Raw genomic sequence first — 12,467 nt, forward strand, 5'->3', positions numbered from 1 at the left:
AGAATCACGCCGGGTTCTCCTGGTTCATCAGGTACAGCCGCAGGTCGAACTCCAGCTGAAAGTAGTCCGGCTCCATGTGCTGGCAGAGCTTGTAGAAGGGCTTGTTGTGGTCCAGCTCGCGCAGATGCGCCAGCTCATGCACGACGATCATGCGCAGCAGCGCGGCCGGCGCGTCCTTGAACAGTGTGGCCACGCGGATCTCGCGGCGCATCTTCAGCTTAGCGCCCTGCACCTGCGTGCGGCGCGTGTGCGTGCCCAGCGCATGCTGCAGCACGCGCAGCTTGGCGTCGTAGTTGACCGAGTTCAGCGGCTCGGCGTTGCGAAGGTGGCGAGTCTTCAGCTCGTTGACGTAGCTGAACAGCGCGCTGTCGCTGCGCACCTCGTGGCGCTCGGGCAGGCGGCGGTCCAGGTGGTCGGCGAGGCGACCGTCCAGCCGCAGTTGCTCAGCCTGGGCGATCAGTTCGGGGGGATAGCCGGCAAGGTAGCGGGCAGCAAGCATGCGGTCGGGTCATAAGGCGCGGCGCCACAAAGGCACCGCTCCGGAGGGGACGAGGTCAGGCAGCCAGCGCCGTCGTCGTGGTCACGGCGTCCAGGCTGTCCAGGCTCGCTATTGTCGCGAGGCAGGCCCGCGCCACCTCCTGGCCCTTGGTCGAAAAATGCTCGGCGAAGAAGCGCTTGTGCTCGCCATGCTCGTGGAAGTGATGCGGCGTCAGCACGGCGGAGAACACCGGCACGTCGGTTTCCAGCTGCACCTGCATCAGCGCGCTGATGACGGCCTGGCCAACGAAGTCGTGCCGGTAAATGCCGCCGTCGACGACGAGGCCGCAGGCAATGATGGCGTCGAAGCGGCCCGAACGTGCGAGGCGCTTGGCGTGCAGCGGGATCTCGAAAGCGCCGGGCACGTCGATGACGGCGACCTGCTCCGCCGGGATGCGACATCGGCTGAACTCGCTGCGGATGGCCGACACGGCCACGCCGACGATGTCCTTGTGCCAGCTGGCGGCCAGGATGGCCACGCGCGGCAGGCGGGTCAGGTTGAAGGTGGGATGACGGGGCTGATTCATGGTGTCCTCTTGAAAGACAGGGTGGCCAGAATCAGGGCAAGCGCACGCAGCAGCGGCGCTCCCGCTTGCGACGGGAACGCCGTCGGCACCGCCGGGCGACCTCCTCGGGGGCTGCGCATGGCGACGCGCGGCCCACGGGGTACCGTCCCAGCGTTGCCGCCACGCGATCTCTTTCATCCGGACTGTGACCGTCGGCCCTGGCATCGCACCAGGTCTGCTGACCCTTCGCCGATTTCGCAGCGAAGGCGCTCGCGGGCTCCCGGGCTTTCGTCCGGATACCGCCGGTGGGGAATTTCGCCCCGCCCTGAGAACGCTGCCGACCCTCGCGAGCCGGCGAGCCGCATCCTAGCGGCAGCGGCGGCATGATGTGGGTCATGTCCGAGACAGCCCCACAACCCGTGTTCCGCATCACCATGCAGCCCGCCGGCACGGTGTTCGCCGCGCCGGCCGATCAGACGCTGTTGCTGGCCGGCCTGGCCGCGGGCCTCGGGCTGCCCTGGTCCTGCCGCACGGGGACCTGCCGCACCTGCATCGCCCGCGTCGTCCAGGGCCAGGTGGAGCACCGCATCCCCTGGCCGGGCTTGTCTTACGAGGAGAAGGCCGAGGGATTCATCCTGCCGTGCGTGGCCGAGGCCCGCAGCGACGCGACGATCACTTTCGGAGCATGGCCAGCGTCTGACCGCCCTGCGTGAGCGTGGCGGACGTGGCCGGCTGACCTTCCTCGCCACCAAAGTCCAGCTGCGTCCCCACCTGCGGCACGTGAACCTGGCGCGGTGTGCTGGCCAGCAGCTCGAAGGACGGCTGCCCCGGCGCCTGGCCCAGCAGCCGTCCCTTGTCGTCGATGAAGACCTTGATGGACAACTGCGGCGCGACGTACTCGCCCGCCAGCGCCTGCTTCTGCGACGCGCTCAGCGTCAAGAAGACGCGCTCGGCCGGCAGCTCGCCGGTGCGCACCCAGCGCTCGCCGGCGCTGTCGCCGTTGTTGAAGAAGCGCAGCGCCGCAACCTTGCCGTCGGCCCCGCGCTCCAGCTGCAGCTCGCTCAGCGAATCCGGAACGGCAAAGCGGTCCTTGCCCAGCGGCATCAGCGGCGAGATACCGCCGCCGCTGCGCTGGCTTTGCAACACCCCATCCTTCACGCGCAACGTGCCAGTCAGCTTGTCGTCACGGGCATAGAGTCCCTCGGCACTCTGGAGCTGTTCGGCCGGCACGGCCACAGGCTGGGGTTCGACAAACGGCTCGCCGATGGCGAACGCCGCCAGCTTGCGTGCCACCAGGTCCAGGTTGAAGCCCGGCGCGTCGCTGTTGTGCAGGATGACGACGGTCGTCTGGCTGGTCGGCAGGTAGTTCAACGTCGACACGAAGCCGTGGATGCCGCCGCCGTGCGACAGCATCGCCTCATCGCGCAGCCTGCCGGCGGCAAGGCCGAAGCCATAGTGGTGCGGCTTGGCTGGGCCTTCGGGCGTGATCATGCGTTCGTAGCTGGCCTTGCCGATGAGCTTGCCGCCGTGCAACGCCCGGTTCCAGCGCCACAAGCCCTCGGTGTTGGCGATGAGTGCGCCGGCCGCGTGCGGCTGCGTCATGCTGAGCAAGCCCGCCGGCACCACCTGACCCTGCGGATTCTGTGTGTAGCCCTGAGCCATGCCCTTGAAGAGCTTGTCGCCCGCCTGGCAATGCACGCTGGTGATCCCGGCTGGCTTCAGCAACAGGCTGTCGACGGATTCGTGCCAACGCTGCCCCGAGATGGCCTCGACGACGGCGCCCAGCAGCACGTAGCCCGAGTTGTTGTAAGCCCACTTCTCGCCGGGTGCGAAGTCCACGGGCAAATCCTTGAACTCCTGGATCAGCTCGGCCGTGCTCAGGTCGCGCCGCACCGGGTTGCCCATGTAGCCGGGGATGCTGGTGTAGCTCTTGACACCGGATGTGTGGTTGAGCAGTTGCAGCAACGTGATACGGGCGCCGTTGGGATAGCCGGGCAGGAACTTGGCAACCGGGTCGTCGAGCCGGGCCTTGCCGTCGTCGATCTGCTTCAGCAGTGCGGCCGCGGCGAACTGCTTGGCGACCGAGCCGATGCGCAGCAGTTGATCGGGCTGCATGGGCACGCCCAGCTCGATGCTGGCCGCGCCGCGCGCACCCTTGTAGAGCAGTTGATCACTCCGCGCGACCAGCACGGTGACGCCGGGGCCATCAGCCGCGATCTTCTGCGCATCGAGCAACTGGTTGGCATAGGCGGTCATCGCCGCGGGTGAGGCCGGGGTGCCCGCACGGGCGCCTCCCATCAGCAGCGACAGCAGGGCAACAACGGGGAGAACGGGCATCGAGTGGGGGGCATGGCAACTCACGGGTGGAGGGAACGGCGCGCAGCATCGCGGCGCCCCGCAGAGGCGGCAAGCCTGCTTGCGACCAACGGCACAAAGCGCGGCATGAGCCGCAGCCGCCATCCACAGCGCCTGTGGACAAACCCGTGAACAGCCTGCGGGCGGACGCCGCAAGTACCTGTCACGTCAGGGAGTTTTCTGGGTTGCCTCAGATTGAGGCAGTCTCGTGACAGGCGTTGTGTACCTGAGCCGATCCCGACGCGCGCTTCATCCACAGCGCCTGTGGACAACCCCGTGCACACCCTGCGGGTGGAGGCGCCAAGTGCTTGGCGCAACAGGGATTTTCTTGCGCTGCCTCAGTTTGAGGCAGTGGTGTGACACAGGACAATCGCGCCATGCATCGCACCATCTTCACAACGCCCGTCGTGAGCACCTTGCTGCGCGGGCTCTCTGTCGCCTGGCTCCGGCTGGCCGGCTGGACCGTCCAGGGCCAACTGCCTCCCGAGGCGCGCAAGAGCGTCTTCATCGCCGCCCCGCACACCAGCAACTGGGACCTGCCCTACACCTTGTTCGCTTCGTTCGCGCTGCGCCTGACGCCCTACTGGATGGGCAAGGCGTCCATCTTCAGGTTCCCGTTCGGCGGGCTGATGCGCTGGCTGGGCGGCATCCCGGTGGACCGCAGCAAGTCCAGCAACCTCGTGGCCGCGTCGGCCGAGGCGCTCGTGGCCGCCGACGGCCCGGTGCAGCTCATCGTGCCGCCCGAGGGCACGCGCAGCAAGACGGTGTACTGGAAGACGGGGTTCTACTGGATCGCCGTCACGGCGAAGCTGCCCATCGTCATGGCGCACATGGACTACTCGCGCAAGCTGGTGGGCCTGGGGCCGCTGTTCCACCCGACCGGGGATGTGGACGCCGACATGATCGAGATCAAGCGTTACTACGCCCAGTTCAAGGGCAAGAACGCGAGTCAATTCACGCACGAATGAACACACCGGCCAACGCCAAAGATCCGCTGCACGGCATGACGCTGGAGGCCATCGTGACCGCGCTGGTCGAGTATTTCGGCTGGGCCGAGCTGGGCCAGCGCATCGAGATCAAGTGCTTCCGCATCGACCCCAGCGTGTCCTCCAGCCTGAAGTTCCTGCGCAAGACGCCCTGGGCGCGCGCAAAGGTGGAGAGCTTGTACCTCTTCATGCGGCGCGAGCAGGCTCGCAACGCGAAGCCTGCGCATTAGCGACCCGTATTTCGGGCCGAGCGCCCGGCTGCCCCAAGCCGGCCCATTGGGCGATGTGCGAGCGGCCCAATGCCGCGAGCATCGCCGTCCCCCCGGGGGCTGAGGCCGGACACATGGCGCCCGGTGGGCGGCATGTGCCTGCCGAAGGGCTGCGGCACTGCCGCGGCGCGGTCTGCAAGACCGGCTGGGCTTGCCGGCGTTCAGCCGGCGCAAGACCGGACGAGGGGCCTATTTCGCCTCAGGCAGCTCGATCTTCACCTCGAGCACCTCCAGGTCGCCCTGGCGCTCCATGTGGACCTTGATGTCATCGGGGTTGATGGACACGTACTTGCTGATGACAGCGACCAGCTCGCGCTGCAGCTGCGGCAGGTAGTCGGGGCTGGCGCTGCGGCCGTTGCGCTCGTGCGCGAGGATGAGCTGCAGACGCTCCTTGGCAACGCTGGCCGAGCTCTTTTTCTCGCCGAGGAAGAAGTTCAGGAATCCCATCGCAGGCCTCCTTACTTGGCGCCGAAGACGCGCTTGAACCAGCTTTGCTTCACGGCTTCGGTGAAGCGCATCGGCTTTTCTTCGCCCAGGAAGCGCGACACGACATCCTTGTAGGCCTCGGCCACGTCCGTGCCTTGCAGGTGGATGGCCGGCGTGCCCTGGTTGGACGCCTGCAACACGCTCTCGCTCTCCGGGATCACACCGATCAGCGGCGTGCGCAGGATCTCGTGGATGTCGTCCAGGCTCAGCATCTGGCCGCCTTCGACGCGGTTCGGGTTGTAGCGCGTGATCAGCAGGTGCTCCTTGACCGGGTCGCCGCCCTCGATGGCGCGCTTGGTCTTGCTGCTCAGCATGCCCAGGATGCGATCACTGTCGCGCACCGAGGAGACCTCGGGGTTGGTCACCACCAGCGCTTCGTCGGCGTAGTGCATGGCCATCAACGCGCCGGTCTCGATGCCAGCCGGCGAGTCGCAGACGATGTAGTCGAACTCCATGGCCTTCAGCTCTTCCAGCACGCGTTCCACGCCTTCTTGCTTCAGCGCATCCTTGTCGCGCGTCTGCGAGGCCGCCAGGATGTAGAGCTTGTCCAGCTGCTTGTCCTTGATCAGCGCCTGCGTGAGCTTGATCTCGTCATTGACCACATTGATGAGGTCGTACACGACGCGTCGCTCGACACCCATGATGAGGTCGAGGTTGCGCAGACCCACGTCGAAGTCGATGACGCAGGTCTTGAAGCCGCGCATGGCGAGGCCGGTGGCGAAGCTCGCGCTGGTGGTGGTCTTGCCGACCCCGCCCTTGCCGGAGGTGACGACGACGATCTTGGTGGTCATCTGGGGCTTTCCTGTTGGTTCAGTTTGATTCGGTTCAGAAGGTCAGCGGCTGCATCAGCAGCTTCTCGCCGTCGAGCAAGACCTGCGCCGGCTTGCCCGCCACGTCGGCCGGCAAGGGGTTCTCCGCAGTGCGATAGATGCCGGCGATGGACAGCAGCTCGGCCTCCAGGCTGTGTGCATAGATGCGTGCCGACGTGTCGCCGCGCGCACCCGCGATGGCCTTGCCGCGCAGCGGCGCGTACACATGCACACTGCCGTCGGCGATCACTTCGGCGCCATGGTTCACGAGCGCCAGCACGACCAGGTCGCCGCCCTTGGCATACACGCGCTGGCCAGAGCGCAGCGGCTTGTCGACCACCATCGTGGGCGCGGGGGCGGCAGGCTTCTCGATGATCTTCTCGACGGTGATCTCGCGCACCACTTCACGCACGACCTCGCGCACCTCGGCCGGCGCAGCCGCGGCAACGGGCTCATCGGACGCATCGGCCAGGCCCAGCTCGTGGGCCAAGGCCAGCTCCTGCGGCGTTGCACCGGCCACGGCCACGGGTTGCAGCTGGCTGGCACGCAGCAGGTCGACGATGGCCCGCAGGTCCACCGGCGCAGGCCCGTCCAGCGCCAGCGCAGCCTGGCCCTCGCTTGCCGCCGCCGGCCGTTCCAGCGTGCTGAGGTCGATGACCACAGGCTCATGCTCGAAGCCCCCCTGGCCGGCACGCTCGGCCCAGTCGGCAGCGATCTCGGCCATGTCGGCGCTGTGCAGCACCAGGCCCAGCAGGCTCAGGCGGCGCGACTTCAGCTCGAAACTGCCGGCGCGTGCGGCGCTCTTGCTGCGCCCGCCGCTCTCCCTCGTGATCTCCGCCATGCCCCGCTGCCGCCCGTTCAAAAGGCCGCGAGTTTAGCCGCCACCACCAGGCCGGCCGTTTGGGGACTCACCCCAGGCCTGCGGACGACAGCGCCTCAAAAACGGGCAGGCCAGCCCGGCCCGTGGCCGATCAAGCACTTAGCGCCGCTGTCGTCAGCCCGCCCACAGACTTGTCCACAGAAGGCGGGGACAAAACCCGTCAAAACGCACTTCCAAGCTGTGAACTTCATCCACCGGACGCCGACTTATCCCCACTTCCGGCAATCGTCAAGCTTTTTGGCACAGCACCATGCCGTCTGGATGCGGCACCCCAATATCAACGCTAAGTCATTGATTCATATAGACGGCTACAAACTGCTCAAAAATGGGGCAACCTAAGCGGACCCGCATCACACAAGGGATTTCCGGCGATGGGGGGCGGTTTTCCACAAAGTTTTCCACAGACTCGGTGGATAGCCTGAAGAAACATTACAAATCAGTGACTTAACGGCGATCCTTGAGGCCGCTTGGAGGTTTCGGCTGCAACTTGGAGCCGCGCTCAGCGGCCGCGCAAGCTACATTGGGGCGGCCACACCCCGAAGGAGAGCCCGTTGGCCACACCGAACTACAGCTACGAGAAACGCCAGCGCGAACTGGCCAAGAAGCGCAAGGCCGAGGAGAAGCGCCAGCGCAAGCTCAGCGGCAAGCCCGATGACGCAGCGGCGTCCGATGACGCGCCCCCCGAGGGCACGGCTGACGCCGACTCGCCGGCCCCGACCGAGCCACAAAACTAGAATCTGCCGTTTTCCCGTCCAGCCGCGCCCATGCCCCGCCAGCTCTTCGTCACCACCGCCCTGCCCTACGCCAACGCCGGTTTCCACATCGGCCACATCATGGAGTACACCCAGGCCGACACCTGGGTGCGCTTTCAGCGCATGGCAGGCCACGAGGTGCACTTCGTCTGCGCGGACGACGCCCACGGCGCACCCATCATGATCTCGGCCGAAAAGGCCGGGAAGACGCCGCAGGAGTTCGTCGCCGGCATCGCCGCCGGCCGCAAGCAATACCTGGACGGCTTTCACATCAGCTTCGACAACTGGCACTCGACCGACGGGCCGGAGAACCACGAGCTCTCCAAGGCCGTCTACCTCTCGCTGCGCCACAACGAGCTGATCTCGACCAAGACCATCGAGCAGTTCTTCGACCCGGCGAAGTCCATGTTCCTGCCGGACCGCTTCATCAAGGGCGAGTGCCCCAAGTGTGGCGCGAAGGACCAGTACGGCGACTCCTGCGAGGTCTGCGGCGCCGTCTATGCACCGACCGAGTTGAAGAACCCCTACTCGGTGCTGTCGGGTGCCACGCCGGTGCTCAAGAGCAGCGAGCACTACTTCTTCAAGCTCAGCGACCCGCGCTGCGTGGACTTCCTGACCGAGTGGACGCAGACGCCCGGCCGGCTGCAGCCCGAGGTGCTGAACAAGATCCGCGAGTGGTTCGAGACCGACGAGGACGGCAATAACAAGCTGTCGGACTGGGACATCAGCCGCGACGCGCCCTACTTCGGCATCGAGATCCCGGACGCGCCGGGCAAGTACTTCTACGTCTGGCTGGATGCGCCCATCGGCTACCTGGCCTCGCTGAAGAACTACTTCGCCAAGACCGGCCGCGACTTCGACGCCTTCGTGAACGATCCCGCCACCGAGCAGATCCACTTCATCGGCAAGGACATCACGTACTTCCACACGCTGTTCTGGCCGGCGATGCTGCACTTCAGCGGCCGCAAGACGCCCAACCACGTCTTCGTGCACGGCTTCATGACCGTCAACGGCGGCGAGAAGATGAGCAAGAGCCGCGGCACGGGGCTGGACCCGCTGAAGTACCTGAGCCTGGGCCTGAACGCCGAATGGCTGCGCTACTACATCGCGGCCAAGCTCAACGCACGCGTCGAGGACATCGACTTCAACCCCGAGGACTTTGCCGCCCGCATCAACAGCGACCTGGTCGGCAAGTACATCAACATCGCGTCGCGCGCCGCCGGCTTCCTGACCAAGCGCTTTGACGGCCGGCTGAGCGCCGACCTCGGCGTGGAAGGCCGCGCGCTGCTGGACGCGCTGCGCGCACAGAGCGGCGTGATTGCCGAGCTCTACGAAACCCGCGAGTTCGGCAAGGCGCTGCGCGAGACCATGGCGCTGGCCGACAAGGTCAACGAGTTCGTCGACGCCCACAAGCCCTGGGAGTTGGCCAAGCAGCAAGGCATGGACGCCGCGCTCCATGACGTCTGCAGCGTCTGCATCGAGGCCTTCCGCCTGCTCACCATCTACCTCAAGCCCGTGCTGCCGGCGCTGAGCGGCCAGGTGGAAGCCTTCCTGAAGGTCGAGCCGCTGCAGTGGAGCGACAGCGCCCGCGCGCTCGGCGCCCACCAGATCGGCGCCTACCAGCACCTGATGCAGCGCGTGGACGTGGCCAAGGTCGAACAGCTGTTCGAAGCGCCCCCGGCTCCCAAGGTCGTGCCCGGCGGCGAGGACATCGCCCCCGAGATCAAGATCGACGACTTCGCCAAGGTCGACCTGCGCATCGCCAAGATCGTGAAGGCCGAATTGGTGGAAGGCTCCGACAAGCTGCTGCGCCTGACGCTGGACGCTGGGGAGGGTCGCACACGCAACGTCTTCAGCGGCATCCGCAGCGCCTACAAGCCCGAGGACCTGGAAGGCAAGCTGACCGTGCTGGTGGCCAACCTGGCGCCGCGCAAGATGAAATTCGGCGTCAGTGAAGGCATGGTCCTTGCTGCCAGCCATGCCGATGAGAAATCCACACCCGGCATCTTCGTCCTCGAACCCCACGACGGCGCCCAGCCCGGCATGCGGGTCCGCTGAACGCCAGCGGGGCCCTGGCAACCCGCTCGCCATGCACGCTGCCTACGCCCGCCGCCTGCTCGCCGTGGAGCGCACGGCCGAGGGCAACGCCCACCTGGGCTGGCTGCTGGCCTTCGTGGCCGGCGCCACCAATGCGGGCGGGTTCCTGGCCGTGCACCACTACACGTCACACATGACCGGTTTGGTGTCGGCCGCGGCCGATGCCCTGGTGCTGGGGCGGCACCAGGTGTGGGTCACGGCGGTCGGCGCGCTGCTGTTCTTCCTGGCCGGCGCCGCGACGACGGCCGTGCTCGTCAACTTCGGCCGCCAGCGGCTGGCACACAGCATTTATGCGCTGCCGCTGCTGCTGGAGGCCGCCTGCCTGCTGGCCTTCGGCCTCATGGGCGCCTGGCTGGCCAGCCTGCAAGGTCTGCTGGTGCCGGCCACCGTGTCCATGCTGTGCTTCACGATGGGGCTGCAGAACGCGCTGATCACCAAGGTGTCGCGCGCCGAGATCCGCACCACGCATGTCACCGGCATCGTCACCGACCTGGGCATTGAGCTGGGCCGTACGCTCTACGGCATGGGCGGCACGCCCATGCCCGCCAACACCACGCGGCTGCGGCTGCTGGGCGGCCTGCTGCTGGCTTTCGCGGTGGGCGGCGTGGTCGGTGCATGGGCCTTCAAGGCCATCGGCTACGCGGCCACACTGCCGCTGGCGGGCGCGCTGGCCTTCCTGGGCGTCGTGCCGGCACTGGACGACCTGACCCGTGCGCGCGGCCGATAAAATGCCGGGATTCGTTTGAAAGCCCTGTCATGCCGCTGTTCTGGAAACCCTACAAGTCCGAAGTCACGTCCTTCATCGAGCAGCTGAAGGCCCAGCGCCCCACGCTGGAAGCCGAACAGCGCGCCGGCCGCGCCCTGCTGTGGGACAAGGCGCAGGATCGCACCGCCCAGGCCGGCTTCAACGAAGCCCGCGTACCCCAGCAGCCCTACGTCTATCAAACCAAGGCATAAGGTCCATCTCGGCCCACCCATGGGGTGCTGACACGGCCTGTCGATGACCACGGTCACCACGGACGACACCCCCGAGATTTCGTCGGATCTACCGGAAGCGGTCGATACGGTGGCCGTCGCTCGCCTGTACGGCGAGCCGCTGTTCCAGATGCCACTGGACCTCTACATCCCGCCGGATGCGCTGGAGGTCTTCCTGGAGGCCTTCCAGGGCCCGCTGGACCTGCTGCTCTATCTGATCCGCAAGCAGAACTTCAACATCCTCGACATCCCGCTGGCCGACGTGACGCGCCAATACCTGAGCTATGTCGAGCAGATCCGCGTGCACAACCTCGAGCTGGCCAGCGAATACCTGCTGATGGCCGCGATGCTCATCGAGATCAAGTCGCGCATGCTGCTGCCGCCCAAGAAGAGCGAAGACGGCAAGGAAGTGGAAGACCCGCGCGCCGAGCTGGTGCGCCGACTGCTGGAGTACGAGCAGATGAAGCTGGCCGCCGCCCGGCTGGATCGCCTGCCTCAACTGGGGCGCGATTTCCTGCGCGCGCAGGTTCATATCGAGCAATCGCTGACGCCGGTGTTCCCGGACGTGAATGCCGACGACCTGCGCGAGGCGTGGCTGGACATCCTCAAGCGCGCCAAGCTCAACCAGCACCACAAGATCAGCCGCGAGCAGCTGTCGGTGCGTGAACACATGAGCATCGTGCTGCGCCGGCTGCAGGGCCAGCGTTTCGTCGAGTTCGAGCACCTGTTCGACGTCTCACGCGGCCAGGCCGTGCTCGTCGTCACTTTCATCGCGATGCTGGAGCTGGCGCGCGAGCGCCTGCTGGAGATCACGCAAGCCGAGGCGTTCGCGCCGATCTACGTCAGGCTGGCCTACACGCCCGCCTGACGGGCCCGCCTCACTTGCCGCGCAGCTTCTGCACGGCCATCACGACGCCCAGCACCACCGCGCCGGCGACGATGCCGGTCAGGCCGTTGCTGCCGTTCTCGATCAGCGCCGCGACGCCCCAGGACTGGCCGGCCACCCAGTGCTCCACGACGTGGTGCAGCGCCGGGATGCCATGCACCAGGATGCCGCCGCCGACGAGGAACATTGCTGCCGTGCCCACCACCGACAAGGTCTTCATCAGCCACGGCGCCGCCATCAGCAGGCCCCGGCCGAGTGCACGCGCCGCAGCGCCGGCTTGGCGCGACAGCCACAGCCCGGCGTCGTCCAGCTTCACGATGCCGGCCACCAGGCCGTAGACACCCACCGTCATCGCCAGCGAGATGGCCACGAGCACGGCCAACTGCGACATGAAGGGCTTGTCGGCCACCGTGCCCAGCGAAATGACGATGATCTCGGCCGACAGGATGAAGTCGGTGCGCACCGCGCCCTTGATCTTGTCCTTCTCGAACTGGACCATGTCCACCTGCGGGTTGGCCACGGCCTGCTGGAGTTCCGCGTGATGCGCGTCATCCTCGGCCGCGCTGTGCAGGAACTTGTGCGCCAGCTTCTCAAAGCCCTCGAAGCACAGGAAGGCACCGCCCAGCATCAGCAGCGGCGTGATGGCCCAGGGCGCAAACGTGGCGATGGCCAGCGCTGCCGGCACCAGGATGGCCTTGTTCAGCAGCGAGCCCAGCGCGACGGCCCACACCACCGGCAGCTCGCGGTCGGCGTTGACGCCGGTGACCTGCTGCGCGTTCAGCGCAAGATCGTCGCCCAGCACACCGGCCGTCTTCTTGGCGGCCACCTTGGTCATGACCGCCACATCGTCGAGGATGGTGGCGATGTCGTCGAGCAGTACGAACAGGCTGGAGGCCATGGCGGAAGCAATGCGGTCGTGGAAACGGCCG

At 66.7% G+C, this 12,467-nt stretch carries 15 protein-coding genes and 1 riboswitch; of the genes, 8 read left to right on the plus strand and 7 right to left on the minus strand.

What is annotated here, in order from left to right; all coding sequences use genetic code 11:
• Positions 1–4: 4 nt before the first annotated feature.
• Together ACG0Z3_RS07790 and ACG0Z3_RS07795 are read right to left on the minus strand one after the other, a co-directional pair.
• Positions 5–499: a M48 metallopeptidase family protein gene (locus ACG0Z3_RS07790; RefSeq protein ID WP_394396711.1), complete on the minus strand. Its 495-nt coding sequence runs from the start codon at positions 497–499 to the stop codon at positions 5–7.
• Between the two features lie 55 nt (positions 500–554).
• Entirely contained in the window at positions 555–1,064 is a 510-nt protein-coding gene (locus ACG0Z3_RS07795) for a 6,7-dimethyl-8-ribityllumazine synthase (protein ID WP_394396712.1), read from the minus strand.
• Positions 1,065–1,225: 161 nt separating this feature from the next.
• Positions 1,226–1,380: riboswitch (FMN riboswitch) on the minus strand.
• A 58-nt stretch (positions 1,381–1,438) separates the two neighbouring features.
• Here ACG0Z3_RS07795 and ACG0Z3_RS07800 point away from each other — a divergent pair.
• Complete coding sequence (locus tag ACG0Z3_RS07800) at positions 1,439–1,756, plus strand: 2Fe-2S iron-sulfur cluster-binding protein (protein ID WP_394396713.1); 318 nt, start codon at positions 1,439–1,441, stop codon at positions 1,754–1,756.
• Here ACG0Z3_RS07800 and ACG0Z3_RS07805 read toward each other — a convergent pair.
• Positions 1,716–3,380: a serine hydrolase domain-containing protein gene (locus ACG0Z3_RS07805; protein WP_394396714.1), complete on the minus strand. Its 1,665-nt coding sequence runs from the start codon at positions 3,378–3,380 to the stop codon at positions 1,716–1,718. The genes ACG0Z3_RS07800 and ACG0Z3_RS07805 overlap by 41 nt on opposite strands.
• 395 nt (positions 3,381–3,775) lie before the next feature.
• On the opposite strand from ACG0Z3_RS07805, the gene ACG0Z3_RS07810 reads away from it, so the two are divergent.
• A complete protein-coding gene (locus ACG0Z3_RS07810; RefSeq protein ID WP_394396715.1) occupies positions 3,776–4,366 on the plus strand; it encodes a 1-acyl-sn-glycerol-3-phosphate acyltransferase in 591 nt (196 codons plus the stop codon).
• A complete protein-coding gene (locus tag ACG0Z3_RS07815) occupies positions 4,363–4,614 on the plus strand; it encodes a VF530 family protein (RefSeq protein ID WP_394396716.1) in 252 nt (83 codons plus the stop codon). The genes ACG0Z3_RS07810 and ACG0Z3_RS07815 overlap by 4 nt, the downstream gene beginning before the upstream one ends.
• Before the next feature lie 228 nt (positions 4,615–4,842).
• Here ACG0Z3_RS07815 and minE read toward each other — a convergent pair whose 3' ends face one another.
• The 3 genes from minE to minC are packed head-to-tail and all read right to left on the minus strand — an operon-like array spanning position 4,843 to position 6,789.
• Entirely contained in the window at positions 4,843–5,100 is a 258-nt protein-coding gene (minE, locus tag ACG0Z3_RS07820; protein ID WP_394381377.1) for a cell division topological specificity factor MinE, read from the minus strand.
• Positions 5,101–5,111: 11 nt separating this feature from the next.
• Positions 5,112–5,930, minus strand: a complete 819-nt coding sequence (minD, locus tag ACG0Z3_RS07825; protein WP_394396717.1) for a septum site-determining protein MinD — start codon at positions 5,928–5,930, stop codon at positions 5,112–5,114.
• Positions 5,931–5,964: 34 nt separating this feature from the next.
• The gene (minC, locus tag ACG0Z3_RS07830) at positions 5,965–6,789 is read right to left on the minus strand and encodes a septum site-determining protein MinC (RefSeq protein WP_394396718.1); all 825 of its coding nucleotides are present in this window, start codon (positions 6,787–6,789) and stop codon (positions 5,965–5,967) included.
• A 590-nt stretch (positions 6,790–7,379) separates the two neighbouring features.
• On the opposite strand from minC, the gene ACG0Z3_RS07835 reads away from it, so the two are divergent.
• From ACG0Z3_RS07835 to ACG0Z3_RS07855, 5 genes are read left to right on the plus strand one after another with little or no spacing between them, the layout of a single operon-like run.
• Entirely contained in the window at positions 7,380–7,562 is a 183-nt protein-coding gene (locus tag ACG0Z3_RS07835) for a hypothetical protein (RefSeq protein WP_394396719.1), read from the plus strand.
• Between the two features lie 30 nt (positions 7,563–7,592).
• The gene (gene metG, locus ACG0Z3_RS07840; protein ID WP_394396720.1) at positions 7,593–9,638 is read left to right on the plus strand and encodes a methionine--tRNA ligase; all 2,046 of its coding nucleotides are present in this window, start codon (positions 7,593–7,595) and stop codon (positions 9,636–9,638) included.
• Positions 9,639–9,669: 31 nt separating this feature from the next.
• The gene (locus ACG0Z3_RS07845; protein WP_394396721.1) at positions 9,670–10,404 is read left to right on the plus strand and encodes a YoaK family protein; all 735 of its coding nucleotides are present in this window, start codon (positions 9,670–9,672) and stop codon (positions 10,402–10,404) included.
• Positions 10,405–10,433: 29 nt separating this feature from the next.
• On the plus strand, positions 10,434–10,634 hold the full coding sequence (locus ACG0Z3_RS07850; RefSeq protein ID WP_394396722.1) for a DUF3460 family protein: 201 nt from the start codon (positions 10,434–10,436) through the stop codon (positions 10,632–10,634).
• A gap of 43 nt (positions 10,635–10,677) precedes the next feature.
• On the plus strand, positions 10,678–11,520 hold the full coding sequence (locus ACG0Z3_RS07855) for a segregation and condensation protein A (protein WP_268165385.1): 843 nt from the start codon (positions 10,678–10,680) through the stop codon (positions 11,518–11,520).
• 10 nt (positions 11,521–11,530) lie between these two features.
• Here the strand turns inward: ACG0Z3_RS07855 and ACG0Z3_RS07860 are convergent, their stop codons facing one another.
• Positions 11,531–12,436 carry a DUF808 domain-containing protein gene (locus tag ACG0Z3_RS07860; protein ID WP_394396723.1) on the minus strand — a complete coding sequence of 302 codons (906 nt, stop codon included), beginning with the start codon at positions 12,434–12,436 and terminating at the stop codon, positions 11,531–11,533.
• Positions 12,437–12,467 lie beyond the last annotated feature (31 nt).

Source organism: Pelomonas margarita (genome assembly GCF_043555875.1).
Taxonomy (GTDB): domain Bacteria; phylum Pseudomonadota; class Gammaproteobacteria; order Burkholderiales; family Burkholderiaceae_C; genus Pelomonas; species Pelomonas margarita.

What these genes read in the sequence shown, in the direction of transcription:
- minE (WP_394381377.1), bottom strand. Translation starts at nt 5,100, where the DNA reads ATGGGATTCCTGAACTTCTTCCTCGGCGAGAAAAAGAGCTCGGCCAGC.
- ACG0Z3_RS07860 (WP_394396723.1), bottom strand. Translation starts at nt 12,436, where the DNA reads ATGGCCTCCAGCCTGTTCGTACTGCTCGACGACATCGCCACCATCCTC.
- ACG0Z3_RS07795 (WP_394396712.1), bottom strand. Translation starts at nt 1,064, where the DNA reads ATGAATCAGCCCCGTCATCCCACCTTCAACCTGACCCGCCTGCCGCGC.
- ACG0Z3_RS07805 (WP_394396714.1), bottom strand. Translation starts at nt 3,380, where the DNA reads ATGCCCGTTCTCCCCGTTGTTGCCCTGCTGTCGCTGCTGATGGGAGGC.
- ACG0Z3_RS07810 (WP_394396715.1), top strand. Translation starts at nt 3,776, where the DNA reads ATGCATCGCACCATCTTCACAACGCCCGTCGTGAGCACCTTGCTGCGC.
- ACG0Z3_RS07855 (WP_268165385.1), top strand. Translation starts at nt 10,678, where the DNA reads ATGACCACGGTCACCACGGACGACACCCCCGAGATTTCGTCGGATCTA.
- ACG0Z3_RS07800 (WP_394396713.1), top strand. Translation starts at nt 1,439, where the DNA reads ATGTCCGAGACAGCCCCACAACCCGTGTTCCGCATCACCATGCAGCCC.
- ACG0Z3_RS07790 (WP_394396711.1), bottom strand. Translation starts at nt 499, where the DNA reads ATGCTTGCTGCCCGCTACCTTGCCGGCTATCCCCCCGAACTGATCGCC.
- minD (WP_394396717.1), bottom strand. Translation starts at nt 5,930, where the DNA reads ATGACCACCAAGATCGTCGTCGTCACCTCCGGCAAGGGCGGGGTCGGC.
- ACG0Z3_RS07845 (WP_394396721.1), top strand. Translation starts at nt 9,670, where the DNA reads ATGCACGCTGCCTACGCCCGCCGCCTGCTCGCCGTGGAGCGCACGGCC.
- minC (WP_394396718.1), bottom strand. Translation starts at nt 6,789, where the DNA reads ATGGCGGAGATCACGAGGGAGAGCGGCGGGCGCAGCAAGAGCGCCGCA.
- metG (WP_394396720.1), top strand. Translation starts at nt 7,593, where the DNA reads ATGCCCCGCCAGCTCTTCGTCACCACCGCCCTGCCCTACGCCAACGCC.
- ACG0Z3_RS07850 (WP_394396722.1), top strand. Translation starts at nt 10,434, where the DNA reads ATGCCGCTGTTCTGGAAACCCTACAAGTCCGAAGTCACGTCCTTCATC.
- ACG0Z3_RS07815 (WP_394396716.1), top strand. Translation starts at nt 4,363, where the DNA reads ATGAACACACCGGCCAACGCCAAAGATCCGCTGCACGGCATGACGCTG.